The sequence below is a fragment of the Kitasatospora sp. NPDC054768 genome, from assembly GCF_053612025.1.
Window position 1 is genome coordinate 26,404 of sequence record NZ_JBSHBN010000010.1, and the last position, 24,268, is coordinate 50,671.

Below are 24,268 nucleotides of genomic sequence, written 5' to 3' on the forward strand. Positions count from 1 at the left end.
CTCCCGTGCCCGAATGGCCCGCCCTTCGGCCACATGGACCGGCGTGGCTGCGTTCGGGCCTCCGGTTAGCTCTCGACCATGAAGGAGCGCGGGTGCGAGTTGAACCTGACCGAACGGCCAGCCGACACGCTGAAAAGCGCGATGGTGCAGTCCTCTCCCCAGTAGAAGCGGACCGTGCTGTCCGTCGCGTTGTTCACGCCCGACAGCGGCCCCTGCGCCTCCCTCGGTACGTCGTAGCAGCCCGGGGCCGGGTCGACGTACGGCACGCCCGGGCCGACGCCCGACCCGTCAGGAAAGATCACGTTGTGGAACGTCAGAGTGCCCGTGGCGGCCTGGGCGGACGTGGGGACGGCCACGGCCAGCGTCCCTGCGGCGATGAGAGTACCGAGCGTCGTGACGAGGCGTCGCATGATGGGACCTCCTGGACACCGGGTCGCCGAGTGCGCCCCGTGATCGCCACCAACAGTAAGGCTGCGTACGCGAATCGTCACCGGCGCGAAGGGGTGCGAACGGCGCTTGAAGGCTATGGCCGAACCGCGAGTTGGGAGGTCCCGGGGATGGCGCTGCGGTTGGAGAGGGAGTCGGATAAGGGGGGCGGCGGCCAGCCGCCCCGCTGTCCGCGCGCGGCGACCTCGTGACCGTCGTCGCTACGAAGGCGCCCGACGGATCAGGGGCTTCCGTTGGTTTCACCAACGCCGAAGGCGCGGTCGGTTTGGTACTCGATCTCGCGAAGGATCTCCTCGCCCCCCTTCCTCATGCGTTCCTGCCGATCCCACTCGTGGAATCGAACCTGTTCCTCAGTGAGACTGTGCTTCGCGTCCAAATCAGCTGCCAGTGCGCAAATGCTCTCGAAGTCGCCGTCCGGATACTCCTCCCGTCGGTAGCTCGGTTGGTGGCAGATCCTCAGGAGCTTGTGAATGGCTGTCTCCAAGAGATCTGCGTTGAGTAGTGAGTTCGAGATCCATGCATCGATGAGCCCGTGCCCATTGCAGTGGTACTCGTTAAGATGAGTGGCGATGCGTTCGCGAGCGTTGTCTGACCTTCCGACCTTGACCCGCCGATGTGTCCCTGCCACGGAGAGGATGTAGAGTCGGCTCCCCACACTTTCGAACGGGTCCCGGGTCCGGGCCCATGCACGTGCGAGGACGGCCTCCTCCACGGCGGACGCTACAGCCGGGAGCGAGTACGGGGAAAGCATCCCGGCGCGCAGAAGCTGTACGTATTCCCCGCACTGTCTCTCTAGCTCCGGTGTGAGCGGTTGTGGTTGAGCCATGACCTGATTCTCTCCAGTCCAGGTACCCCGCGTCCGGCAGACCGTCGCAACAGAGCGAGCCGACGTTCACCTCCGCCCTTCCGGGAGTGTGTCCGTTGCCCCGCCTAGGCTCGGATCCATGACCCCCACCAGCCCCCCTGAGCAGCGGCATGCCCGCATCCAGGCGACCGGCCCGACCGCCCGCCTGGAGATCGACGGGCACGACGTCGCCGACCAGGTCCGCTCGTATGAGCTGCGGCACACCGCCGGGCAGCTGCCGGAGCTCCAGCTGCTGCTGCGTCCGACCTCCGCCCCCGAGTGGGAGGGCACCGCGCGCGTCGTCGTCGGCGAAGCACCGGACCCGGGCCCCGCGGCCGCCGCGTTCCTGCGCGCCCTGGACCCTGCTGAGACCGAACGCTCCGTCCTCGCGCGGCACGACCTCCTCGACGGCGGCCCGCACGAGTTCGTGCGGGCGCTGCTCGCCCAGCTCACGGAGTGGGCGCTCGGCGTCCGGCAGCCCGGTGAGCTTGGCGTGGTGGACGGCTGATGGCGCAGGTGAGCAGCAACGCCGGGGTCCTGGCCGGGCAGTTGGAGGCGCGGGCCGCCGCCGTGGTGCCGGCGGCAACGGCGGTGGTGCGGCATCACGCGATGATCTTGGAGACCGCGATCCGTGCCGGCGCGTCCGGGCGCCCCGGCCCCGGAGTTCAGACCGGCGATTACCGGCGCTCCTGGACGACGGAGGTCCACGCCACCCCGAGCGGCGTGGAAGCCGTCGTCGGAACCGCCCGCCCGCAGGGCCCGCGCCTGGAGTACGGCTTCTCCGGGGCGGACAGCCTTGGCCGGGTGTACCACCAGCCGCCGTTCCCGCACGTCGGCCAGGCTGTGCAGAAGGTCGCGCCGCTGTTCGTCGCCGGTATGGCGCGGGTCGCGCAGGCGGTGGTGTCCGGGTGAACCAGCAGCTGACCGACGACATCCACCAGGCCGTGGCCGGGGTGCTGAGGGCGCACGGCGCCGGGCTGCTGTCCCGGGCGGTGTTCGTGCTGGAGGTCGTGGAGGAGGCCACGGGGGAGCTGGGCCTGTACCTGGAGACGTCGCCGGTGGATATGCCGATGTGGGACCGGGCCGGGATGCTGCGCTACGCCGACCTCGACCTCGCCGGGCAGATCACGGCGTGCCGGCTGGGCGACGACGCGGGAGAAGACGAAGAGGAGGACGAGTAGATGCCCGTTCAGGGAAGGGTCGTGTCGACGGCGCTACGGGACGCGATCGCCGCGGCGACCGGCCGCAGCTGCGGGTACGGCGCGCCGCCGACGACGGCCGACAAGCCGACGGGCAACGCGATCCCGTACACGGTGCTGTACCCGCTGGGCGGGACCGCCTCCGGGCCGCCGTTCGGCGACCAGGCCGGTGACGGTCGGCTCCTCTACCAGGTGACCTCGGTCGCGACCACCGGTGAGCAGGCGGAGTGGATGGCTGACAAGGTCCGGACGGCGGTCCTCGGCGCGAGCCCGAAGGGTGGCTTCGCGACGCCCATCACCCCGCCTGGGCATGCCGTCATCGGCAGGGAGATCGACAAGGAAGACGGGCAGTCCGTCGCCAACGGCGTATACAGTTACATCGCGCGGTTCGTGCTGCACGTGACGACACCTGACAGCTGAACCCGCCGCCGCCGGCTTCGGCGGCATCTCACCGTGGAGACCCCCGCACGGACGCCCGACCACCGGTACGGGCCGACTCCCCGCCGCCGCCCCGAAGTCGGGTGGTGCGACGAGGGGACGGGTCTCCGGCGGCGCACCGCCCGGGTGATCGGGTCCCCGGAAATGCGAGTCCAGCGTGGCATCCACGCAGCAGCGGTACATGCGCCGCGGCGTCACCCGGATCGTCTTCGTCAAGACGATCCAGGCGTCGACGAACATCCCGACCCGCCAGGAGCTGACCGCCGGCACCGACCTGTCCCGGCAGGTGTCCGACATCGAAGGCTGGAGTTTGGAGAACAGCCCGATCGAGACCCCGGACCTGGGCGCGAAGTTCGCGACGTCCATTCCGGGCGAGGACAAGGCCGCGAACAGCTCGCTGACCTTCTACGAGGACCTGAGCGGTGACGCCATCGAGACCCTGCTCTCGAAGGACACCGTCGGCTACGTCTGCATCCTCCGCAAGGGCGACGTCCCGGCATCCAAGAGCCTCGACATCTTCCCGGTTCGAGTCGGCTCCCGCGCTCCGTCGTACAGTGCCGGTGCCGAGGCCGCGAAGTTCAAGGTCTCGTTCTCGATTTCGGACCTGCCGACCCTGGACGCGCCGGTCCCGGCCGCCGCCGCGGGCTGAGGGGGCGGGCGATGACGACCACCCTGGTGGAACCGCCGGTTCAGGCGGTCGCCCGAGACGCGCACTGGCGGGCCAAGATGGCCCGGCTCCGGTCCCGTGCCCTGCCGGAGCGCACGGTGTCCGTCTGCGACGACGCCGCGGCGCAGCTCGCCGTGACGGACGCGCAGATGAAGGTGGCGCAGGCCCGAGCGGCGGCCCGCACCGCCGCGACCGGTCAGGGCGTCGACGACGACGCGGTGGACGCCTTCGTGGAGGCGCACCCGCAGGTCGTCATCGCCCGCTCGGTCCTGGCGACCGCCGAGCAGGCCCTGGCCGACGTCACCGTCTCACTGACGTTCCGGGCGCTGCCGAGGCCGGCGTGGGAGGCGCTGCTCAAGGCGCACGCGCCGACGGAGGAGCAGGCCGATCACGGCATGCAGTACAACGTCGAGACGTTCCCGGCTGCGTTGGTCGCCGCGTCCTACGTCGAGCGGGACGAGACCGGCGCCGAGGTCGACGGGATGACGGTGGAGGACGCCCAGGTGCTGCTGGACGAGTGGTCCGACTCCGACGCGAAGGTGCTGTTCACCGGGGCGCTCGCCGTCAACCAGCAGCTGCGGGTTGACCTGGGAAAAGGCTAGAGGCCGACGCGCAGCTTCGCGCGGAGATGGAGCTGTGCGAGGCCTACCGGATCCCGCACTCGCAGCTGATGGGCGCGAGTTCGGGCGGTAGGTGGAGCGCGCTGGACCGGGCGAAGGCGCTGGCGTGGGCCGCGTGGCAGCGCGACGTGTGCGGTGGGTGCGGCACGCGGAGCGCCGAGTGGGACGAGCAGCAGGGCGGTGACCGGCACGCCTACGTGGCGCAGACCAGCCGCTGCCCGGGCTGCGAGTTGATCGAGATGGAGTCGGAGCAGGTCCCGGAAGGGGCCGAGGGGCGCGGGGTGCGCATCGGGCTGATCAAGCAGTCCAGTTAGGAGCAGCCGGGTGTCCGGCGCCTACACCCTGTACGTCCAGCTGCAGGCTTCGTTCCCGCAGTTGACCGCTGGGCTGCGCGGCGGCGCGCAGCAGCTCAGGCAGTTCGATGGCCAACTTGCGACGACGAGAGCCGAGTTGGAGCGGGTTGAGGCGGCCGCGGCCCGGCTCGGTCGCGCCCAGGTTGCTGCTGCGCAGCAGGCCGCGGTCTCCCAGACTGCCGTCCGGGAGGCCACGGAACGCTCGGCCGCCGCGCAGCAGGCGGCGACCGCCTCCGCCGAGCGTGCTGGCCGCGCTCAGGTTGTGGCGTCCCAGGCCGCGGCCCGAGCCGAGGCCGAGCACGCTGCGGCGATCGAGGCGACGACCAGGGCGACCCGCGCCCAGGAAGTCGCGCAGACGATGGCCGCCCGCGCCCAGGCCACCACCGGCGCGGGCGCCGTCGCGGCGCAGCGCACCTCCGAAGCTGCCTCCGCTTCGGCGGCCCGCGCCGCCGAAGCGCAGGCGGTGCAGGCTGCTCGGGCCGCCGCCGCGCAGGAGAGCGCCGCCCGCGCCGCCGGGCTGGCCGAGCGCACCAGTGCCATCGCGGCTCAGGCCGGTGCCGCTGCGGCGCAGGCCCGCACCTCGCTCGCCTCTGCCGAGGAGCAGGCCACCCGGCGGGCTGCTGCTGCCGCCGCCGAGGTCAGCCGCGCGCAGACCGAGGCCGCCGCGGCCGCGCAGGCCGCCACGGCGTCCCGGATCTCCGGGTGGGTCGCCGGCGGGTTCGCTCTCGGCGCGGTGCTGGCCGCCGGTGCGCTCGGTGCGATCCGCCTGGAGCGGGAGATGGCGAACGTCCTCACGATCAGCGAGCAGATCGACGCTCGGAACGTCCGCGCGTTCACCGACGAGATCGTGCGGATGTCGACCGAACTTCCGCAGACGGCAAGCCAGTTGGCGCAGGGTCTCTACCAGATCGTCAGCACGGGCTTCGATGGCGCGGAGGCCATGGGGATCCTGCGGGTCTCCGCGATGGGTGCCTCCGCTGGTCTGACCAGTACGGAGACCGCCGCGACGGGCCTGCTGGGGGTCCTCAAGGCCTACGGCATGCCCGCGTCGAAGGCCGCCGACGTGATGGACATTATGTTCCAAACAGTCAATAAGGGTGTCATTTCGTTCGAAGAGCTGAGCATGCAGCTCGGCGACGTCGTCCCGATGGCCGCCGCCGCGGGCGTCTCCTTCGAGGACGTGTCCGCCGCCCTTGCGGCGATCACCCTGGCGGGCATCCCGGCGGCCGAGTCCGCCACCAGCCTGAACATGCTGATGACCCGATTGATGAAGCCGACCAAGGAGCTGGGCGGGCTCTTCAAGGGCCTCGGCTACGAGTCCGCGGCCAGCGCCATCGAGCAGGACGGCCTGTACACCGTCATGAACAAGGTCAACGCGGCGACCGGAGGCCAGGCCGAGGCAACGGTCAACCTGTTCAAGGACATCAGGGCTGTCCGCGCCGTTCTGGCCTTGGCCGCTGCCGACGGCAAGAACTACGCCGACACCTACGAGGGCATCGCCATCGCGGTGAACCGCGCGGACGCCACCCAGCGCGCCTACGCGATCCAGATGAACACCACCGCCGGCCAGTGGGACCTGTTCAAGAACCGGGCCGCCGCGCTGGGCATGGACATCGCCCGCGTCCTGCTGCCCGTCCTCCAGGAACTCGCGCAGGACGCGTCGATCGTCGCCAACGCCTTCAACAGCTTGCCGCCCGGTGTGAAGTCCACGATCGGCGTCCTTGTGGCGCTCGGTGCCGTCGCCCTGGTCACCCGCGCCGGTATCGCCCAACTGGCCACCCAGCTCACCGCGTTCCGCGCCGCCGTCACCGAAGCGCAGGCCGGCGGCTCCATGCTGCCCGCGATCCTGCGCGGCACCAGCCTCGCCGTCACCGGCCTCACCGGCGTCCTCGCCCTCGGCGTGCTCGGCTACGCCGCCTACAGCAGCTCCAAGCAGAAGGCCAAGGCCGTCACCGACGACCTCACCCAGGCGCTGCGCGCCGAGCGGGAGCAGCACGACGTCGGCGCAGGCATGCGCGCCCTCGCCCAGTCCCTCGCCAACAGCGACGACATGAAGAAGCTGAAGGCCGCCGGACTGGAGATGACCGAGGTCATCGACGGCCTCATGAACGGCGGCGACAAGCTCGCCCAGCTCAACGACAAGCTCGACCTGGCCAAGGCGAAGTCGTGGAACCCCGACCTCGGCGGGTACGACGCGAGCTTCGACAAGGCGAAGAAGATCCTCAACGACCGGCGCCAGTCCTGGTCCGACGCGATCAAGGCCGACGCCGAGCAGGCCACCGCCATGGACGTCGTCAACGCCAAGGTCAAGGCGTCGGTGCAGGCCAACTTGGACGTCTGGTCGCCGTCGATGGCGCTGCCGACCGACAAGAACGGCACGCCCAAATGGACCGACGAGATGAAGAACATGGCCAAGGTCATGGCCTCGATCGTCGAACCGGCGGACGCCTTCAAGGCCGCTCAGGACCGCGTCGCCTCGTCCAGCCGTGCCGGGGCCATGCAGCTCGACCTCGCCAAGACGTCCGTGTCCGGCTACATCACGGCCCTCTCCGAACAGGCCGGCGCCCAGAAGGGCTTCCAGCGTGACCTGGAAGAGCTGACCGCGCGCGGCTACGGGCCGCTCGCCGACCACTTCAGCAAGCTCGGCGACGCCAGCGCCGGCATGGCGCACGAACTCGTCGCCAACCTCAAGGCCGGGAAGACCGGCACCGCGCAGCAGCTCACCGAGCTGACCCAGGTCGCCAAGGCAGGGCTGGACGACTACATGGGGGAGATGCGCCGCCAGCTCCAGGCGCAGCGCGACTTCCAGAAGAACCTGTCCGAGCTCGCCGTCCAGGGACGCCTCGACCTGGCCGACCACTTCAGCAAGCTCGGCGTGTCCAGCGCCGGGATGCTCGCCGAGCTCGTCGGCCAGCTCAAGTCCGGCCAGACGCAGGTCGCCGACGAGCTTGAGTCGATCGTCACCGAGGGCACCGCCCGCTCCACCCAGGCCTACCGGGCAGGCCTGGAGCAGGTCCCGATGATCGCCGAGAAGTACGGCAAGGACACGGCCAGGGCGTGGGCGTCGGCGGCGGAGACCGACGACGTCGCCGCGTTCGGACGGCTGATGCAGCAGATGGCCGTCACCGACATGACGAACGCCGCGCGGGCCGGCGCCGAGGCCTCCCGCACCGAGCTGTCTACCGGCCTCGACCTGGTCACCCAGATCGCCGGCCTCAAGGGCCTCGACAGCGCGAAGGCGTTCGCTCAGGCGCTGCTCGCAGGCGACATCAACGCCGCGATGGACATGATCAAAACGATCTGGGGCGCGAAGCAGCCGATCGACGCCCCCGACCTGTCCGCCGTGATCGGGGCGTTCAAGACCGCGGGCGGTGCGGCCAACGCCGAGTGGTCGTCGATGCTGACGCTGATCGCGCAGGTCTCCCAGCAGAAGGGCGCCGCGGCCGCGCAGGCCCTCACCTCCGCGCTTCTGTCCGGAGACATGGCGGCCGTCGAGGCGCAGCTGAACTCCATCGGCGCGTCGGTGAAGAGCATCCCCGGCTCGAAGACCATCAGCGTCAACGTCAACGCCCCGTCGAGGATCGACATCCCGGTGATCCTCTCGCCCAAGGGCGCGGCCAACTTCAACGGCGGCGCCTGGGACTCGCCGTTCGCCGCGGTCAAGGCGGACGGCGGCATCGTCGAGTTCTACGCCAACGGCGGCATCCACGACGGCAAGCTGAGGGCACCGCGCGGCGCGGAGAACCACATCGCGGAGATCGTCCCCGCCGGTACCTGGCGGGTTTTCGGTGAGCCGGAGACCTTGGGGGAGAGCTACATCCCCCTGTCACCGGCCAAGCGCGCCCGCTCCAAGATGATCTTGGAGGAGACCGCACGCCGTTTCGGCGGCACCGTGCTGTACGGCGAGCAGCGGCACTTCGCCGACGGCGGCATCGCCACCGCCCGCACCACGGCGACGTCCCGGCCCGCCGCGGCGAAGCTCGTCCCCGCCCGCACGCCCGGCGCGGCCGTCGTGGTGCGCGACAGCGCCCCGGCGCCGCTGGTCGGCTCCATGACAATCAGCGTCACCGGCAGCAACGTCAGCGGCGAGCAGGTCGCCGACGCCGTGATGCGCAGGGTGCGCCACCTCCAGCGGGGAGGTCGCGCCTGATGGCCGCCGACACGACCCAGCTGGCCGACTGGCAGATCGACGTCGCCGGCGTTCTCATCGGCCACGGCACCGACGTGCTCATCGAGGACATCGACGGCATCGGCACCCCGGAACGGCGCACAGGGGACCGGCCCATCCCCGGCGAAGACGGCAACTACCCGGGCCGGGACACCTACGCGCCGCGCACCCTGCGCATCACCGCCGGCATCCGAACCCCCGGGAACCCCGGCGCGGCGCTCGACCGGCTCGCCGAGCTGGAACGGGCGGCTGACACCAGGGTGCGTCTCACCCCCGGTGCCACCGACGTGCTGCGCATCCGCAGGCCAGGCCAGCCGGTGCGCCGCCAGTACGGGCGCCTCGCCGGAGTCGAGGCCGTCAGCCTCGCCGACGCCGCGTTCGGCTGGATCCCCATCCACGTGACCTTCGTGGCGCTCGACCCGGCCTGGTACGCCGACGCGCCGTCCGCGTTGAACTTGGGGCTCGACGTGTCGGGCCAGCGCGGCGAGGGCTTCGGTGCGCCGCTGCGCGCGCCGATGACCACCGGCGCCGCCGACCCGAAGGCCCGGCCCGGCTGGGCCCTCAACACCGGCAACCGGCCGACCTGGCCGTCGGTCCGCGTCACCGGGCCCGTGGTCAACCCCCGGGTGTGGATCGAGGGCACGGACGCGGTCCTGGAGCTCGCCGTCGTTCTGGGCGACGGCGAGACGCTCGACATCGAGACCAGGCCCGGCACCCGCACCGTGATCCGCAACAGCCTTGGGTCCGCCGCCGGGGCCCTGTCCCGCGCGAGCCGCCTCGACGCCTTCGCCATCGGCCCGGGCCGCTCCGAAGTCCGCTGGACGGCGCAGGACGCCACCGGCACTTCCCGCCTCGCCCTCACCTGGCGCGACGCCTCCTCCTCGCTCTAACCCTCCGTACGGAAGCTGCACCACGCAATGACGCTCATCCAGCCGCCCCTCATGGTCACCGGCGGCATCCACCCCGCCCGCGCACTGCGCATGATGATCCGGGACCTGTCCCGCGGCTCCCAGGGAGTCACCGAAGGCGGAGACCTTCGGGTCCGCTCCACCCCCACCCCCGGGCCCGGGGTGCGAGTCGGCACCGGCTCCGCGATCGTCCGAGGCGCCACCTGGGGCCAGGGCTCCTACACCCAGTACAACTCGGGCGACCACCTGGTGCCGATCGCCCCGACCGGCGCCACCGGGCGAACCGACCTGCTGGTGCTCCGAGTTGAAGACCCCGAGTACGAGGGCTCGCGCGACCCCGCGACGGACGACATCGGCTACCTCCACGTCATCCCGGGCGTCTCGGCGACGACCTCGGCACCGCCGCCCGGCATGACCGCGATACCCCTGGCCCGGATCACCCAGCCGCCGAACTGCGCCACGGTCACCGACGCGATGATCACGGACCTGAGGCAGGTCGCCAACCCCCGCAGGGAGCGCCGCGTCCGCACCATCGGCGGGTTCGCCGACTCGTCGATCCCCCCGGCGGCGACGTGGCAGGACTGGCCGGCAGGCATCGGCGCGAAGGTCACCGTCGACGTTCCGTACTGGGCGACGGGCGCGATCGTCGTCACCAGCCTCCACGGCCTACGGGTGGCCGGCTCGGTGAACATCGCGTGGCGGCAGGTCCTCGGCGGCGGCCCGGGCTCCGACAGCTACCTCGACACCGACGCCCTGACCGTCGTGTCGCGGGAGTCCATCACCATCGTCGACAACTACACGTTCCGCCTGGACCAGCGCGGCACCACCCTGCCCCTCGCCGTGCAGGCCCTGCGCCTGGACACGAGCGGCAACGTCGACCTCAACAACGCGACGACCATGCACGTCGACGTCGACTTCGTCGAAGGCACCTACTGATGCCCCCCGCGTACCGGTACTTCACGACCCACGCCCTCACCGGTGAGGTCCTGGCGTACGAACTGCCGTTGGGCGGCGTCTCCTTCGGCTTCGAACGCAACGGGCCCGGCCAGATGCGCGGCACCCTCGATCCCCGGCTCGCCCACCTCGCACCCAGCCAGGCGGAGGCCGGCACCGTGCTGCTGTGGGCGGCACGTGACCAGCAACTCGCCTGGGGCGGCCAGATCTGGTCGGCGAAGCCCGAGGGCTCCGCCTTGACGCTGGAGGCCGCCGGCTTCGGCGCCTACCCGACCCGGCGCCACGACCTGCACGGCAACCTCGGCGGCCGCGGCCCCTACACCGGAGCCGACCCGTGCCAGGTCATCGCCGACACCTGGGCCTACCTCCAAGAGCAGCCCGACGGCGACCTCGGCGTGCACGTCGACCTGCCACCCGGCGGCTGCCCCGCCCGTCTGGGCGACGCCGAACACCCCTACACCACCAAGGAATGGGAGGCGCCGCCCCTGTCCGGGGTGATCCGTGACGCCACCGCCCTCGACGGCGGCCCCGAGTGGACAGAGACCGTCGCCTGGGAGGGCGAGCGGCCGGGGCGGCGCATCCTCGTCGCCTGGCCGCGACTGGGCACGCGCCGCACCGACCTGCACTTCGCGAGCGGCGTCAACATCGTCAAGCCCGAGCCGATCACCAGCAGCGCCGACGACTACGCCCAGGTCGTCGTCGCGCTCGGCGCCGGCGACGGCAGCGCGAAAGTCAGGGCGGTGGACGCGGTCCGCGACGGGCGGCTGCGTCTGGAGCACGTCCTCGACCGGCCTTCGGTCACCGACCCCGCCGCCCTTGCCCAGATCGCCCGCACGGAGCGCGCCCGCCGCCAACAGCTCACCACCGTCGACGAGATCACCGTCGTCGACCACCCTGCCGCGCCGATCGGCTCCTGGCAGGTGGGTGACGACGTGCAGGTGTCCCTGCACGACGAGTGGGCCGACTTCGACAGCTGGTGCCGCATCACCGGCTGGACCCTGCACCCGGCCGAAGGCGACCAGCCCGAAACCGCCACGCTGCGCCTCGACCGCGCCTACACGACCGGAGCCTGATCGTGCCCACAGCCCTGGATGCCCTCGCCACGCGCATCGCGACGCTGGAAACGGCCCTCCTCGAACTGTCGCGGTCCTCCCGGCTCTCCCACAGCAGCATCGACGACGGGGCCCTCACCGTGACCTCCGGCGGCCGGCTGCGCGCCATCATCGGCCAGCAGCCCGACGGCACGACCGCCGTCACCGTCGTCAACGGACCTGTCCCGCCCACGCCGTCCGCGCCGACCGCGGCGCCAGCCCTCGGCGGCGTCCGCGTCGGCTGGGACGGGCGCTTCGCGAACGGCTCGCCCAGCCCGCTGGACCTGGCCCGCATCGAGGTACACGCCTCCAACGCCGCGGGCACCACCCCGTCGCCCGTCACCCTCGTCACCACCATCGACACGCCGCAAGGGGGAGTCGTCACCGTCCCTACGACCGCGCCGGTGTGGGTCACCCTGGTGGCGCGCAGCACCTCCGGCAAGGCGTCGGCGCCGTCGGCCAGCGCATCCGCCGGGCCTGCCCCCGTTGTTGCCCAGGAGGTACTGGACGGCATCGTCGGTGAGCTCCAGCTCGCGGCCGACGCCGTGACCGCCGCGAAGGTCGCCGCCGGGGCGATCGGAGAGAAGGCCCTCACCGACGCCGCGGTGACCGCCACGAAGCTCGGCGAAGCGGCCGTTGTGGCCGGGAAGCTCGCCGCCGACTCCGTCACCCCGGGCACGGTCGCCGCCGACGCCATCACCGCACGGGAGATCGCCGCCGGGAGCATCAGTACCGGAGAGCTCGCTGCGGGGGCGGTCACCACGGCGAACCTCGCCGCCAGCGCCGTCACGGCCGGGCAGCTCGCCGCCAGCGCGGTCACCGCGTCGAAGCTCGCCGCCAACTCGGTCACCGCGGTGAACCTCGCCGCGGACGCCGTGGCGGCGGGGAAGATCGCCGCCGACGCCGTCACCGCCAGGGAGTTGAAGGCCCTTGCCGTCACAGCCGACAAGATCGCCGCCAGCGCCGTGACCGCAGACAAGCTCGCCGCCGGGAGCATCACCGCCGCAGCCCTGTCAGCCGACGCCATCGACGGGCGCACCATCAAGGGCGTCACCATCACCGGCGGCACCGTCACCGGCGGCACCCTTCAGACCGGCACGACCGGCCGACGGGTCGTGCTGGTCCCGACCGACCCGGTGAACGGCACGTCCGCCCCGTCCACCCTCCTCTACTCGGGCGCCTCCGCCGAGCGGGCGCCGGCCCGGCTGACCGCCAACGTCCAGGACACCCCCGACGGAAGCGCGCCGAGCAGCACCCTGTCCAGCCCACAGGTGACACCCGACGGAGCACACACCAGCCGCCTCGTACTGTCCGCGGGCGGCCCGGACGCCGGATACGCCCCCCAGGGCCGCGCCACGCTGGAAGCCGTCGGCGGCTGGCAGTCCGGCGGCGCGTCCGTCACCACCACCGCCGGAACGACGTCGGGCTCCGCCGAGGCCACGGTCGTCGCCACCGCCCGACGCCAGGACAACGCCAAGTCCGCGATCCAGCTGCTCAGCTGCTCCCAGCACATCGTGCAGCTCGTCGACCAAGTCGCCGCCACCTACCTCGACAAGACGGGCCTGACCGTCAAGGCGCTGGCCGGCGGAATGCTGCTGCAGAGCAGCACCGGCCTGCGCGTACAGGGCGGAGACATCGTCGTTACCGGCGGTACCGTCCGGCTGGAATCGGCGTCGTGGACGACACCGACCTTCCAGAACGGCTGCACCTCGCTGACCGGCTGGCGCTCGGTCGGAGCCAAGAAGAGACCCGACGGTACGGTGATGCTGCGCGGAATCGCGGCCATTCCGACATCGTTCAGCGGAGGGGTCGTCGCCGTCATCGACGACCCCGCAATGAGGCCGCGGGTGGGAGAGGTATTCAGTCTCGCTGGCGCCAACGGGCAGGTCACGTCACTCTGGCTCCAGCCCAACGGGAACCTGGAAGTCGGAAGTGCATCCGGATCGCTCGGTGGCTGGATCAGCTTCAGTGGGGTGGAGTGGTCCTGCGTCGACTGACCGTACTTCGGCGTCTCACGGCGACGTCACTGGGCGGAGTGTTGGAGGCGGCTGTCGGGTTGGTTTCCAACGCAGGGAGGGCAGTTCGTCGGGGGAGCGCAGTTGTTCAAGTGCTCACGGCATGGTGTTTGTCCGCCTACATTGTTGAGAGGCGGCTTCGAGTGCCCGGACCGTCTGTGGCCTGGGGGTCGTGTTGCGGTACGCCGATGACAGGCCGGGGTTGGTGTAAGCAGAGAGGGGAGGCCAGTATGGCCGTGGGACGTGCAGGGACAGTCGTGTTGGCGTTGGGGGGAGTTCTGATCGCAGCTGGCGGTGTCAGCGCGGCGGTCCTTGCTCGGGACACAGGAGGGGTGGTGACGCAGGAGAACCTGCCGGTCACCTCAGAGATGCAGAAGTATGTCGAGACTCCGGCGGCGTTTGAGGACTACCTGCGTTCGCACCCGCCGAAGGCCTTGATGGGTGAGATCCGTGGGGGAGGAAAGTAGCGCACAGGAGTGGGACTGCGCAGGTCGAACGCGCAGTCCCACCCCGACGCCGGTAGAGGTCAGTGAGAGTTGAGCCAGCTCATCACACCGGCGGCGCTGCTTCCATGGTTGGACGAGTACATGTAGTTGTCGACCCAGTTGTTGTTGCCGTCTGCCAGCCGGTGGCTGTTGACCCCCACGATCTGGCTGTTCCCGTCGAGTCCGGCCACCATGGGACCGCCGCTGGCGCCGTGCCCCATGTCACAGGAGAGCTTCAGTCGGTCGTCGAAAGGGTTCCAGTTGCCCGCGTCGAAGGCGTTGCCGTGGCAGTACATCGGCTTAGCTCCGTCGTGGAAATCGGAACTGGGGCGGTTGTAGCCGTCCACCGGGTACCCGATAGCAGTGACCCCGGCGATGTCGGATTCGCTGTTGAAGCGGTATCCATAGGCGCCGACCCATTCCTGGAGGTTTCCGTACTGGGATAGCGGTGCGACGATTCCACCACCCATGTCACCCCAGAGATTGTCACTGTCATCGGCCCATGCGGACGAGACAATGATGTTCTTCAGCGGCCAGAATCCCCAGGGAGCGGTTTCGTCGTACCCTGGCGCGAAGACGAACTTCGAGAAGAAGTTTCCTCCCTTGCCGCTGTGCAGGCAATGGCCGGCCGTCCAGATCGAGTTCTTGTTGTTCGAGACGATGACGGCGGCGCTGCACGTACCGAGCGTCTCACCGTCGACGTCAAAGAAGAGCCGACCGGTGATTTTGGTCTTCCCACCGAGGGTAGCGGCGAGGTCCGAACGAGAGAGGTCCCCGATTGAGGTGGTGGCAAGCGGTGATGCCTGCGCAGTGTCCTGCCGGGGCCTGAGCGGTGCGACGGCGTCTGCGACGACCTCTTTCGTCTTCCGGATACTGGTGTCTATGTGCTGAGCTGCCAGTTCACGAGCCTTGTCGGCGGCTTCCTTGGACACCGTCTGCACAGGCAGCGGGTTGGCGGCTGCTTGACGGACCCGCTCGGGCGTCCAGAAGTCGAGGACGGCTTGCTCGGACCCGGATGCGGTCCATGAGGTGACATCGGCTTCGGCTGCCCCTGAAGCGGGAGGGCCTTCAGGGGCAGCCGTGGCGATACTTGCTCCGACTGCCGACATGATCAAAATCGTAGCGACAACGAAGGTTCGACGAAACTGCAACTCCAACTCCGTTCAATCCGATTTGCGGAGCACCGTTTGCCCACGGCGCATTCTGACCATAACGGAGCCCTGTTGATCAAATTGATGCACTCATGTCGTTGTCCGAATCTCTCGCCAGCGTGTCTCAAATCTTCCAGGGGATATTTGAGGGCAACCCGGGCGGCGGCTCGATTATTGATCGGGAGGCAAATGTGATCGATGTGGGTATTCCATAGCTTGGGCCGGGTGTGCGAAATGTCTGATTTCTCTCGTTGGGCATTTGGCCCCAAGGGCAGGATCGATTTGAAGAAAACCTGGGCAAAGCACATGTAATGCGCAAGGTCGACATCGGGATGGTGTGCGCCGGAAGCCGTATAATGACTTCCGGCGCGGGGAACGCCTGTTGGAGTCTGTTGTGAGCGTCCCGCCAACTGTCGAGCCCACGCTGGGGGAGCTTCAGCGTGCTCTGCAACAGATGCGCGAGGATCAGCGGGAGGGCATCGCAGGCCTCCGTGAGAATCTGCGGGCCGACCTCCAGGTCCTGGCTGGTCGGATCGAGCAGGCCGTGACCAAGGACGTGTATGTCGCCGATCAGCGGCTGATCGACCAGCGGCTCGTCGTCATCGAACGGGACCTCACCGCGGAGGCCCGCGCACGGGAAGCAGCCGAGGCGGCAGCGGTCGCCAACCGGCGGTGGCTGATCGGCGCGTTCCTCGCACCGCTTGTCGTCGCGGCCGTGCAGCTGTGGCTGCTCTCCAAGGGTGCACACACGTAGGCAGCTGGCGCCGAGTTACACCACCACCTGGTGCGCGGGGGAGAAACGCGAACCACATCTTGGCAACGCCTCTGAGCGCCGATACCTTCCTCAACTCCCTTCGCAGTGAGGGACTTTCCGTCACCGAGGTCGGTGACTGGCGCAACCACAACCGCGACTCCAAGGGCGCGTGGGGGCCGGTGCACGGCATCGTGATCCACCACACCGCCACCTCCGGCACCTCCAACTCCGTGCAGATCTGCCGGGACGGCTACGCCGGGCTGCCAGGCCCGCTGTGCCACGGCGTCATCGACCGTGACGGCGGCGTGCACCTGGTCGGCTACGGCCGGACCAACCACGCTGGCGCGGGCGACGGCGATGTCCTCCAGGCCGTCATCGCCGAGCGGGCCCTGCCCCCGGTCGACCAGAACAACACCGACGGCAACTCCCGCTTCTACGGCTTCGAGTGCGTCAACAGTGGAACCGGCTCCGAGGGTTGGCCGGACGGCCAGGTCGAGGCGATGGTGCGGGCCGCCGCCGCGGTGTGCCGGGCGCACGGCTGGTCTTCGCGGTCCGTCATCGGCCACAAGGAGTGGCAGGTCGGAAAGCCCGACCCGGTCGGCATCGACATGAACGACTTCCGCGCCCGGGTGGCCGCCCGGCTCGGCAACGGCCCCGCCCCGCAGCCGTCCGGCCCGCCGCCGTTCCCCGGCCGGGACGCCTTCGGGCCCGGCCGGGTGAACGACTCGATCCTCGCCCTCGGACAGCAGCTCGTGCGCAAGGGCTTCGGCGGCGCCTACAAGGTCGGCCCGTCGCGGTCCTGGGGCGAAGCCGACCGGGCGAACGTCGCCGCGTTCCAGCGCGCCCAGGGCTGGAGCGGCGCCGATGCCGACGGCCTGCCCGGCCCGTCCACCTGGAGCCGTCTGTGGTCCTGACCGACACCCCCGCAACCGAGAGGAGCCCGGTGAACTTCTACCTGTCCCTGCTGCGCACCGGCGTGCCCGCCCTGGTGGGCTGGCTGGTGGCCGCCGCCGCCCGCTACGGACTCGACCTCGACGCCACCGCCCTCGCCGGAATCTTGGTGCCGGTGGCGTCCTTCACCTACTACGCGGTGTTCCGGGCGGCGGAACACTACCTGTCGCCCCGGTGGGGCTGGCTGCTCGGCTACGCCAAGCCCCCGGCCTACCCGGCGGCGAAGGCGGCGCTGCCGCAGTAGGTAGAGAGGACGGCGCGTGCTGCCGTGCGCCCGGCGCCGTGCCGGAGAACAAGTTGGGCCCCCGTTCCTTGCGGAATGGGGGCCCGACCTCTTGGACTTCATACTCTATCACTGGGGCTCGATACCAGGTTTTCCACAGCCTGGGCATAGTCTTAATACTCACTTTTCACGATGGCAGGGAGTGGCGGAAGTGAGTGTCAAGAGGCGGCCGGTGCTCGTCGGCCAACAGGAGTTCAGCGCGATCTACGACGGGACGGCCCGCAATGTCGCGCAATGGATCCAGCGCGGGCAACTGGACTACAGCGAGGCGGTGATCGTCAGCGGCCGGGCCTACTGGACGATCGGCTTCGCGGTTGCCCAAGGCGAGCGGTTCGCGCGCCCGAAGGAGCCGAACATGGCCGTCGTCGAGCAGTTGGTGGAGGAGCAGTCCCCGGGGCGGGGTCTCGTGTCCGCACTGACGGTACAGCGTGCCGACCTGCCGCCGATCGTCGGCCAGCAGGAGATCGCCGCCATCGTCAGCGAGGATCCCGGGGCCTTCCTGCCCCGACTGAGCGCCGCGATCAAGGCGAGCGCGTTCCCGGCGCCGGACTGGTCCCTGTCGGGTTCGCCGCTGTGGTTGCTGAGCAGCGCCATCGACGGTCTGGAGAGCACGGACCGCTTCTCCAAGATCAAGAGCAAGACGCCCGAGATCAGCAGTGAGGTCGTGGAGAGGCTCAAGAGCGGCCAGTACGGCGGTCCTGGATCCAAGATCCTCACGAGGGGAGTCAAGAAGAAGAGTTGACCACCCTCATTAATGAGTATAAAATATAAACAAGAGGGTGAGTGAAGGGCTCGCCCCCTGAGGATGGGGTCGTTCGTGAGGGTGCGCTCGCCGCCGTGTGGTGTCACAGCAGAAGGCGCTCGGCCACCCCCTCTCCGCGGAGAGGGGGTAATCAGAAATTCGACTTGTATGGGGACTCTTGCTTAGTATCCCCATCAAGTTGAGGGGAGAGAGCGCCGTGTCCGCTGTCACTCAGGACCACCTTCCTGGTCTGGAAACCGTCCGCCGCATCGTCGTGCCCGCAGCCGGGACGCCCCGCGCGGGGACGATCCAGGAGCGGTTCGAGCAGTTCCACGGGGAAAACCCGTGGGTCCTATCCGAGCTGGAGCGGCTCACCGCGGAGTGCATCGAAGCGCGCTTCGCCACGATCAGCCTCGGCATGCTCTTCGAGCTCGTCCGCTACTCCTACGGCCGCGCCACCCTCGGCTCCGACGGCGACTTCCGGCTGAACAACGACTTCAGGTCGCGCTACGCCCGCCTTCTCATCGAGCTTCACCCCGAGTGGGCGCCGCGCATCGAAGTCCGCGCCCTGCGTACGGACTGAAGCACCGCACCGTCATGACCTCTTGGAGAACCCACCCGTGCCACCGAAGATCAAGTCCCGCAAGCCCACCTGCGTCATCCCCTTCCCCTTCATCTTGCTGGAAGGAGAGGAAGGCGCCGGAAAGTCCTACACGGCCGTCGAGTTCACGAAGTCCGAGCGCGTCGGCAGTTGCTACGTCCTCGACCTGTCCGAAGGATCCGCCGACGAGTACGGCGCGATCCCCGGCGCCAGGTTCGAAGTGATCGACCACGACGGCACCTACGTGGACATCGCCGAGCAGATCGAGGCTGTCAAAGAGGAAGCCCGCCGGGCCGCAGCAGCCGGCGAGCCCCCGGTCGTGCTCATCGTCGACTCCGGCACCGCCCTGTGGCGGATGCTGTCCGACTGGGCCCACGCCCGGGCCCGCCGCTCCAAGCGCAACCGGGACAAGCTGCGCGACGACCCCGACGCGAACATCGACGTCACCCGCAACCTGTGGAACGACTCCGTTAGCCGCTGGGAGAGGGTCATCCGCGCCATGCAGACGTTCCCCGGCGTAGCGATCATGCTCGCCAGAGGCAAGGAGATCTCGGCGACGAACGAGGATGGCCAGCCCCTGCTGGACGACCGGCGCCGTCCCGTGCGCGAGTGGAAGGTCGGCGCGCAGAAGGACCTCGGCTTCGACGTCACCACGTGGGTGCGGATGCGGCGCGACCACACCCCTGAGCTCGTCAAGGCCCGCACCCTCAAGTTCCGCGTCGAGAGCGGCAAGCCCATGCAGCTGCCCGACTTCACCATCGAGCGGCTGGTGTTCGACCTGCTCGGCTGTTCCACCGCCAGTCAGCCCCGACAGATGCCCGTACTGGTTGGCGACCGCACCGGGCCGTGGATGGAGCGCATCGCCGCCGCCGGCGACCGCGAAACCTGCCTGAAGCTGTGGGACGAGCTGGATGCCGGGTCGAAGACCGGCCTGTCTGAGATGGAGTGGCACACCGTCCGAGGGGCGGTCAAGGCCCGCGCCGCCGAGCTCGCCGCCCCGAAGGCCGGCATCGACGACGTCCCGGAGAGCAACGCCGCCCGCCTGCGTGCCGCCGCCGAGGCGCAGCAGGCCGAGGCCGACGCCGAAATCGTCGGCGAGACCCCAGCCGCCGCCTGACCGACACGGCCGGGCTTCCTCGCCAGGAGCCCGGCCCCGTCGTCACCACGCGCACCGTACCCCGGCCGGCACGCCGCACACCGCAGCCGCGCTGGCACCTCGGCATGCCCTCCTGCCGACGGCCCCGCCCCTCGCGGGCCTCTGTGCCGTCACGACCTCTTGGAGCAGTACACCCATGTCCACCCCCGTCCTCGACCTACCGGAGTCGCCGTCCATCTGGGTCGCGGCCGACGCCGTCGACCAGGCCCGACCGCGCTCCCGGCAACGCCAGCTCGGCGCGTCCGATCTCGTGTGCGAGCGCCGCGCCGCGTACATCCACCACGGCCGAGAGCCGACCGACCACGTTGTCAGCCCGGCCGCGATGCTCGGCACCTACATCCACGAAGGCCTGACCACCGCCGCCCGCCGCGAGTTCGGCTGGCTCGTCGAGAAGCGGGTCGCCGACGCGACGATCCGCGGCAGCATCGACATCGTCCAGCTCGACCGGGCCACCGCTCGCCAGCTCCCGCGCCGCCTGCGCCCCACCGTGCCCGCCGACGTGAACACCGTGGAGGACATCAAGACCCGCACCATCTACCGCTGGGACGAGGTGCGGCGCTACGGCGCGACCGCCGGAGAGCTTCGGCAGGTCATGACCTATGTGCGGCTGCTGCGCACCGGAGGCTTCGCCGACGTCGACGGCCAGCGGGTCCTGGCCCGGCTCGGCCCGATCGACGTCGAGCGGGTGCGGATGCGGTTCATCTCCCGCGACTCCGGCGAGGAGTTCATCCAGGAGTTCCCCTACGACCCGGAGATCGCCGAAGAGGCGGTGTGGTGGCTGGAGCGGATCACCGAGACCGAGCACCCCGAGCAGGCCCCCCGCTCGTTCTACGGGCCCGGCATCGACACCGTGTGCGACTACTGCCCGTTCGCGACGGCCTGTTGGGGCGTGCCGGCGTCCGGGCGGCCGGTACAGGCCAACATCGTGCACAACCGTGAGGACGTGGCGGTGCACCTGGCGGACTACGCCGACGCGCACAAGGACTGGGCGGAGGCCGACCGGATCAAGAAGTTCGTGCGCAAGGCCGTCGACGGCACCGAAGCGGGGACGTACGGGCGCAACGTCCTGGGGTGGCGGGGCGAGGACAAGGAGGTGGAGGAGCCGGACGTGCGCGCCATGATCGAGCTGTTCGACGACTTCGGCGCGCAGATACCGATGGTCCCCGACGCGGACCGCATGGTGAAGGCCCTCGTGACGGCCGGCATCGCGGTGCCCACGCGCAAGGTCGTGAAGAAGGGCTCCCGCCGGATCGAGGTCAAGGCGGCCCCCAAATGAGCGCGGTGCAGCACCAGTTCGCACCGTGCCGCCGAGGGGGAGTCCCGCATGTCGATACAACTCATGGTCGCCGCCGCATACCTGCCGCCGGCGGTGATCGGCAACCCGACCGAGAAGCTCGCGTTGATGAAGATCTGCGACAGTGCGGACGACGAGAGCCGCCTGTCGAGCCCGGGCATGCACCGCATGGCGGCGTGGACCGGCGTGTCGGAGAAGCGCACGATCACCCTGGTCACGGCGTTGGTGGCGAAGGGTCTGGTGGAGCGCGTGGAGGTCGGCAAACCCGGTCGTGCCGCGGTATACCGAGTGTTCCCGGCCGGGGTGCCGCGGACCCCGGATCGGGAGGAGCTGCGCGAGCGTCAGCGTGCGGCGGTCGCCGCGCCGCGGAACCCTCGCCTGGCGCGGCCCCGGACCCAGCGTGCTGCCCCGGCAGCCCCGGCGCGTACCTCCCGCGACATCGAGGAGCGGGAACTCCGGGCGGCCGAGCGCCGTGGGGCGCCCGAAGGGAACCCACCTCCGCCGAGGTCGAAGGTTCCCCCGGGGGAACCCACCACATCGCCCGAAGGGAACCCACCAGGTTCCCCCGGGGGAACCCCTTCCTTTCCTTCTCCTACCTACGTCCTACCTACCCCCCTACCCCCCACGGCTGGCGCCGCGGGGGAGCTGGCGGATCCGGAGGAGTCGCAGGCGCGGCCGTGCTCGCGTCACCGGAGGGTCGCGGCGAACTGCCGGGCCTGCGGAACCAGCGCCCGGGCGCAGCGGCAGGCCGAGGAGCGGGACCGCACGGCGGCGCAGAGGCAGCGGGAGCAGGAGTGGCTGGACGGTTTCCGGAGGGACGCGCAGGTGCGGCGAGAGCAGGCGGAGGTCAGCGCGGACGCGGTGCAGTCGGCGAGGCGGGAGGCGTTCGAGGCGGTCAAGGCCGCGCGCCAACGCGCCAAGTATCACGAATAGGTAACCGGCTGGCGGAACTTGTGCCCCCCATTGAATGAGTATAGAATTTAAACACGAAGAGGGGGGGGACCCCCGGACGAAGGGAATCGAAATGCTGCCCACGCTCATCGCCGTCAAGGACAACCAGGGGCGCCCCACCTATGCCCTCGACTACTCCAGCATCCTCGACCCGCTCGTCCGCGCCATCGCCACCGAGCGCGCCGAGAACGAAGAGATCGACGACGAACTCGACCAGATCGCCGCCCTCGCCCAGAGTGTCAACGCCGCCCCCGACCGGGACGCCGCCGACGCGGAACTGTCCAACCATGTCGACGACTTCCTCGACTCCCTCGGTCACCGCCGCCACGAACTGCCCGCCGAACCCAACCAGTTCGACATCCGAAACGCCCGGCGCCTCGCCGCCCGGCTCCGCGCAATGGCCGCCACGCTCGCCACCTGGTCCGACCGGCACTCCGCCGAGCGCGCCGCCTAAGCCCCCCTGCGGCCGGGGGTTCACGCCCCCGGCCGTCCCAAACTTGTATGGGAACTCATGCAAGAGCGCCACATCATGTACGGAGGAATCGTGTCACCGCTCGACACCCCCACCCTCGCCGACACCTACCGGCCGATCACGGACCTCGCCCGCCGGGCCGGCATCCCCTTCCACCTCGCCGCCAACAGTCGGCACGCCAGCCTGCACCTGCACCTGCCCGACGGCGCCCTCCTGGCCGTCACCGACGACGGCATCGGAGGAGCCGCCGCCCGCAATCCCAGCGGCGCCACCGGCTGGCAGATCACCCGAACCCTCCCCACCGGCCAGCGAGCCGTCATCTACGACTCCACCCTCCTCGGCGACCACCACCACCTCGGCACCAACCCCAGCCCCGTCCTCGGCGCCATCGCCCGCTACCTGCCGCCCCCACCCTCCCCGAAGCCCACCCGCACCCGACGGCGCGGCCTCCTGACCCGCCTGCTGCGCCTCACCTGACCCACCGGCCGACACGACCTCTTGGAACCCCGATGACCTTCGCACCACTGCCCACCCACCCCCGCGTCGCGGACCCCGACTGGCAGGCCCGCTACGAGGCCTTCGCACCCCTGACCGCCGCGCTGCGCCGCCGCGGCTTCGTCACCGACATCACCTCCGACAGCGGCACCGAGGCGATCACCGCCGAACTGCCCGACGGCACCTACCTGCACATCGACACCGGCGAAGCCGACGGCCTGCCCGACGACATCGACACCGCCACCGACTGGCGGGTGCGCCGGAGCAGTAGCGACAACCCCACCATCGGCGACACCGTGTACGACTCCACCGCAGACGGAGCCGACAGCCTCCAGGGGGCCCTCCTCTCCCCGCTCCTGGTTTCGATCGACACCTACCTCGAAGCCCGCGGCATCGCGCTCCTGACCATCCCGCACACGCACCCCGTTGTCGTTGCCGTCACCACGGTCCACGACCACGGCCCCGCGACCCACAAGCTCAGCGACGTCTTCCCCGACCCCGCCGGCGCGGCCCGCTATGTCGAGGACGTCGCCTCCCGCATGGCAGCGGCCCCGGGGCTTGCCCTGTGCCACACGAGCCGTGCATGGCCCCGGTACATGCTGGCCAGGCGCGACCACACACTGGTCATCCAGGCCACCCTGGCGGAACTCGTTTCCGACGGCCGAGCCCTGCAGGGCCGGTGCACCTGCTGGTTCGTCCACCCCCAGACCCCGCAGGAGGACGAGCAGCTCGGTCGCGAGATCGCGCACGCCATCAAGATCGGCGACGCGTCCGGCGCCTACCTGGCCGCGGCCCGCCTCTTCACCGCGCCCCACTGCCCCGCGCGGATGGCGGGCTCCCGTGGCTGACCACTCCGACAGCTGGCTGGGTGACGACGACTTCGAACCGCCCTTGGACTTCGCCGAGCTCTTCTGGGCGAGTCCGCCGGTGCCGCCCAGCTGGTCCTCCGCAGGGCCAAGGAAGCGATGCGCCACCCCCACGGCGACCGCCGACACCACTGACGAACCCGGAGCGGAACAGCCCGTGAACGCTATCCAGATCACCGCCCTGGCCCTGAGCGCCACCGGCTTCGCCTTGTCGCTCTGGGCGGCCCGCACCGCCTTCCGCGCCCGCAAGCGCCCCTGAGCAGCCGACCCGCCTCGGGGGCCGGCCCCCCCCCCCGCCCCCGGGCCCCCCCCCCCAACCCCCCCACAACCACAACACCCCCCACCCGCCGGGCGACCACCCCC

The 24,268-nt window shown here is 70.2% G+C and carries 28 protein-coding genes; 25 read left to right on the top strand and 3 right to left on the bottom strand.

Going from position 1 to position 24,268, the window contains the following annotated elements; all coding sequences use genetic code 11:
- Positions 1–65 precede the first annotated feature (65 nt).
- Positions 66–410, bottom strand: a complete 345-nt coding sequence (locus ACWGKU_RS04930; RefSeq protein ID WP_452177102.1) for a hypothetical protein — start codon at positions 408–410, stop codon at positions 66–68.
- 257 nt (positions 411–667) lie between these two features.
- Positions 668–1,273: a GIY-YIG nuclease family protein gene (locus tag ACWGKU_RS04935; RefSeq protein ID WP_452177101.1), complete on the bottom strand. Its 606-nt coding sequence runs from the start codon at positions 1,271–1,273 to the stop codon at positions 668–670.
- 118 nt (positions 1,274–1,391) lie between these two features.
- Between ACWGKU_RS04935 and ACWGKU_RS04940 the strand changes: the two genes are divergently transcribed.
- From ACWGKU_RS04940 to ACWGKU_RS05000, 13 genes are all read left to right on the top strand, one after another.
- The gene (locus tag ACWGKU_RS04940; RefSeq protein ID WP_452177100.1) at positions 1,392–1,799 is read left to right on the top strand and encodes a hypothetical protein; all 408 of its coding nucleotides are present in this window, start codon (positions 1,392–1,394) and stop codon (positions 1,797–1,799) included.
- Positions 1,799–2,203, top strand: coding sequence for a hypothetical protein (locus ACWGKU_RS04945; protein WP_452177099.1), 405 nt, complete (start codon positions 1,799–1,801; stop codon positions 2,201–2,203). Before ACWGKU_RS04940 ends, ACWGKU_RS04945 begins: the two co-directional genes overlap by 1 nt.
- On the top strand, positions 2,200–2,472 hold the full coding sequence (locus ACWGKU_RS04950; RefSeq protein ID WP_452177098.1) for a hypothetical protein: 273 nt from the start codon (positions 2,200–2,202) through the stop codon (positions 2,470–2,472). Before ACWGKU_RS04945 ends, ACWGKU_RS04950 begins: the two co-directional genes overlap by 4 nt.
- Positions 2,473–2,910, top strand: coding sequence for a hypothetical protein (locus ACWGKU_RS04955; RefSeq protein WP_452177097.1), 438 nt, complete (start codon positions 2,473–2,475; stop codon positions 2,908–2,910).
- A 175-nt stretch (positions 2,911–3,085) separates the two neighbouring features.
- Positions 3,086–3,577: a phage tail tube protein gene (locus ACWGKU_RS04960; RefSeq protein ID WP_452177096.1), complete on the top strand. Its 492-nt coding sequence runs from the start codon at positions 3,086–3,088 to the stop codon at positions 3,575–3,577.
- Positions 3,578–3,588: 11 nt separating this feature from the next.
- Positions 3,589–4,197, top strand: a complete 609-nt coding sequence (locus tag ACWGKU_RS04965; protein WP_452177095.1) for a hypothetical protein — start codon at positions 3,589–3,591, stop codon at positions 4,195–4,197.
- 26 nt (positions 4,198–4,223) lie between these two features.
- Positions 4,224–4,529: a hypothetical protein gene (locus ACWGKU_RS04970; protein ID WP_452177094.1), complete on the top strand. Its 306-nt coding sequence runs from the start codon at positions 4,224–4,226 to the stop codon at positions 4,527–4,529.
- Between the two features lie 10 nt (positions 4,530–4,539).
- Positions 4,540–8,718, top strand: a complete 4,179-nt coding sequence (locus ACWGKU_RS04975; RefSeq protein WP_452177093.1) for a phage tail tape measure protein — start codon at positions 4,540–4,542, stop codon at positions 8,716–8,718.
- Positions 8,718–9,626 carry a hypothetical protein gene (locus tag ACWGKU_RS04980; protein WP_452177092.1) on the top strand — a complete coding sequence of 303 codons (909 nt, stop codon included), beginning with the start codon at positions 8,718–8,720 and terminating at the stop codon, positions 9,624–9,626. The genes ACWGKU_RS04975 and ACWGKU_RS04980 overlap by 1 nt, the downstream gene beginning before the upstream one ends.
- Before the next feature lie 27 nt (positions 9,627–9,653).
- Positions 9,654–10,580 carry a hypothetical protein gene (locus tag ACWGKU_RS04985; protein WP_452177091.1) on the top strand — a complete coding sequence of 309 codons (927 nt, stop codon included), beginning with the start codon at positions 9,654–9,656 and terminating at the stop codon, positions 10,578–10,580.
- Positions 10,580–11,671, top strand: a complete 1,092-nt coding sequence (locus tag ACWGKU_RS04990) for a hypothetical protein (RefSeq protein ID WP_452177090.1) — start codon at positions 10,580–10,582, stop codon at positions 11,669–11,671. The genes ACWGKU_RS04985 and ACWGKU_RS04990 overlap by 1 nt, the downstream gene beginning before the upstream one ends.
- Positions 11,672–11,673: 2 nt before the next feature.
- Positions 11,674–13,686: a hypothetical protein gene (locus tag ACWGKU_RS04995; protein ID WP_452177089.1), complete on the top strand. Its 2,013-nt coding sequence runs from the start codon at positions 11,674–11,676 to the stop codon at positions 13,684–13,686.
- 353 nt (positions 13,687–14,039) lie between these two features.
- Positions 14,040–14,171, top strand: a complete 132-nt coding sequence (locus tag ACWGKU_RS05000) for a hypothetical protein (protein ID WP_452177088.1) — start codon at positions 14,040–14,042, stop codon at positions 14,169–14,171.
- 59 nt (positions 14,172–14,230) lie between these two features.
- On the opposite strand, the gene ACWGKU_RS05005 is transcribed toward ACWGKU_RS05000, so the two are convergent.
- On the bottom strand, positions 14,231–15,298 hold the full coding sequence (locus tag ACWGKU_RS05005; RefSeq protein WP_452177087.1) for a trypsin-like serine peptidase: 1,068 nt from the start codon (positions 15,296–15,298) through the stop codon (positions 14,231–14,233).
- A 496-nt stretch (positions 15,299–15,794) separates the two neighbouring features.
- Between ACWGKU_RS05005 and ACWGKU_RS05010 the strand changes: the two genes are divergently transcribed.
- The 12 genes from ACWGKU_RS05010 to ACWGKU_RS05065 all read left to right on the top strand — a co-directional run bounded on the left by ACWGKU_RS05010 (position 15,795) and on the right by ACWGKU_RS05065 (position 24,164).
- On the top strand, positions 15,795–16,094 hold the full coding sequence (locus tag ACWGKU_RS05010; RefSeq protein ID WP_452177086.1) for a hypothetical protein: 300 nt from the start codon (positions 15,795–15,797) through the stop codon (positions 16,092–16,094).
- Between the two features lie 59 nt (positions 16,095–16,153).
- Positions 16,154–17,008: a peptidoglycan-binding protein gene (locus ACWGKU_RS05015; protein ID WP_452177085.1), complete on the top strand. Its 855-nt coding sequence runs from the start codon at positions 16,154–16,156 to the stop codon at positions 17,006–17,008.
- A 29-nt stretch (positions 17,009–17,037) separates the two neighbouring features.
- Positions 17,038–17,289 (top strand): hypothetical protein, encoded by a 252-nt coding sequence (locus tag ACWGKU_RS05020; protein WP_452177084.1) that lies wholly within the window; start codon positions 17,038–17,040, stop codon positions 17,287–17,289.
- A 190-nt stretch (positions 17,290–17,479) separates the two neighbouring features.
- A complete protein-coding gene (locus ACWGKU_RS05025) occupies positions 17,480–18,070 on the top strand; it encodes a hypothetical protein (protein WP_452177083.1) in 591 nt (196 codons plus the stop codon).
- Positions 18,071–18,287: 217 nt separating this feature from the next.
- A complete protein-coding gene (locus ACWGKU_RS05030) occupies positions 18,288–18,653 on the top strand; it encodes a hypothetical protein (protein ID WP_452177082.1) in 366 nt (121 codons plus the stop codon).
- A 37-nt stretch (positions 18,654–18,690) separates the two neighbouring features.
- Complete coding sequence (locus ACWGKU_RS05035; RefSeq protein WP_452177081.1) at positions 18,691–19,788, top strand: AAA family ATPase; 1,098 nt, start codon at positions 18,691–18,693, stop codon at positions 19,786–19,788.
- A 175-nt stretch (positions 19,789–19,963) separates the two neighbouring features.
- Entirely contained in the window at positions 19,964–21,103 is a 1,140-nt protein-coding gene (locus ACWGKU_RS05040; protein WP_452177080.1) for a PD-(D/E)XK nuclease family protein, read from the top strand.
- A gap of 48 nt (positions 21,104–21,151) precedes the next feature.
- A complete protein-coding gene (locus ACWGKU_RS05045; RefSeq protein ID WP_452177079.1) occupies positions 21,152–22,054 on the top strand; it encodes a hypothetical protein in 903 nt (300 codons plus the stop codon).
- A 91-nt stretch (positions 22,055–22,145) separates the two neighbouring features.
- On the top strand, positions 22,146–22,526 hold the full coding sequence (locus tag ACWGKU_RS05050; protein ID WP_452177078.1) for a hypothetical protein: 381 nt from the start codon (positions 22,146–22,148) through the stop codon (positions 22,524–22,526).
- A gap of 90 nt (positions 22,527–22,616) precedes the next feature.
- Entirely contained in the window at positions 22,617–23,021 is a 405-nt protein-coding gene (locus ACWGKU_RS05055; protein ID WP_452177077.1) for a hypothetical protein, read from the top strand.
- Between the two features lie 32 nt (positions 23,022–23,053).
- Positions 23,054–23,887, top strand: coding sequence for a hypothetical protein (locus tag ACWGKU_RS05060; RefSeq protein ID WP_452177076.1), 834 nt, complete (start codon positions 23,054–23,056; stop codon positions 23,885–23,887).
- The gene (locus tag ACWGKU_RS05065) at positions 23,880–24,164 is read left to right on the top strand and encodes a hypothetical protein (RefSeq protein WP_452177075.1); all 285 of its coding nucleotides are present in this window, start codon (positions 23,880–23,882) and stop codon (positions 24,162–24,164) included. The genes ACWGKU_RS05060 and ACWGKU_RS05065 overlap by 8 nt, the downstream gene beginning before the upstream one ends.
- Positions 24,165–24,268: the final 104 nt, after the last annotated feature.

What these genes read in the sequence shown, in the direction of transcription:
- ACWGKU_RS04930 (WP_452177102.1), bottom strand. Translation starts at nt 410, where the DNA reads ATGCGACGCCTCGTCACGACGCTCGGTACTCTCATCGCCGCAGGGACG.
- ACWGKU_RS04935 (WP_452177101.1), bottom strand. Translation starts at nt 1,273, where the DNA reads ATGGCTCAACCACAACCGCTCACACCGGAGCTAGAGAGACAGTGCGGG.
- ACWGKU_RS04940 (WP_452177100.1), top strand. Translation starts at nt 1,392, where the DNA reads ATGACCCCCACCAGCCCCCCTGAGCAGCGGCATGCCCGCATCCAGGCG.
- ACWGKU_RS04945 (WP_452177099.1), top strand. Translation starts at nt 1,799, where the DNA reads ATGGCGCAGGTGAGCAGCAACGCCGGGGTCCTGGCCGGGCAGTTGGAG.
- ACWGKU_RS04955 (WP_452177097.1), top strand. Translation starts at nt 2,473, where the DNA reads ATGCCCGTTCAGGGAAGGGTCGTGTCGACGGCGCTACGGGACGCGATC.
- ACWGKU_RS04965 (WP_452177095.1), top strand. Translation starts at nt 3,589, where the DNA reads ATGACGACCACCCTGGTGGAACCGCCGGTTCAGGCGGTCGCCCGAGAC.
- ACWGKU_RS04970 (WP_452177094.1), top strand. Translation starts at nt 4,224, where the DNA reads ATGGAGCTGTGCGAGGCCTACCGGATCCCGCACTCGCAGCTGATGGGC.
- ACWGKU_RS04980 (WP_452177092.1), top strand. Translation starts at nt 8,718, where the DNA reads ATGGCCGCCGACACGACCCAGCTGGCCGACTGGCAGATCGACGTCGCC.
- ACWGKU_RS04985 (WP_452177091.1), top strand. Translation starts at nt 9,654, where the DNA reads ATGACGCTCATCCAGCCGCCCCTCATGGTCACCGGCGGCATCCACCCC.
- ACWGKU_RS04990 (WP_452177090.1), top strand. Translation starts at nt 10,580, where the DNA reads ATGCCCCCCGCGTACCGGTACTTCACGACCCACGCCCTCACCGGTGAG.
- ACWGKU_RS05005 (WP_452177087.1), bottom strand. Translation starts at nt 15,298, where the DNA reads ATGTCGGCAGTCGGAGCAAGTATCGCCACGGCTGCCCCTGAAGGCCCT.
- ACWGKU_RS05010 (WP_452177086.1), top strand. Translation starts at nt 15,795, where the DNA reads ATGCGCGAGGATCAGCGGGAGGGCATCGCAGGCCTCCGTGAGAATCTG.
- ACWGKU_RS05040 (WP_452177080.1), top strand. Translation starts at nt 19,964, where the DNA reads ATGTCCACCCCCGTCCTCGACCTACCGGAGTCGCCGTCCATCTGGGTC.
- ACWGKU_RS05045 (WP_452177079.1), top strand. Translation starts at nt 21,152, where the DNA reads ATGTCGATACAACTCATGGTCGCCGCCGCATACCTGCCGCCGGCGGTG.
- ACWGKU_RS05050 (WP_452177078.1), top strand. Translation starts at nt 22,146, where the DNA reads ATGCTGCCCACGCTCATCGCCGTCAAGGACAACCAGGGGCGCCCCACC.
- ACWGKU_RS05060 (WP_452177076.1), top strand. Translation starts at nt 23,054, where the DNA reads ATGACCTTCGCACCACTGCCCACCCACCCCCGCGTCGCGGACCCCGAC.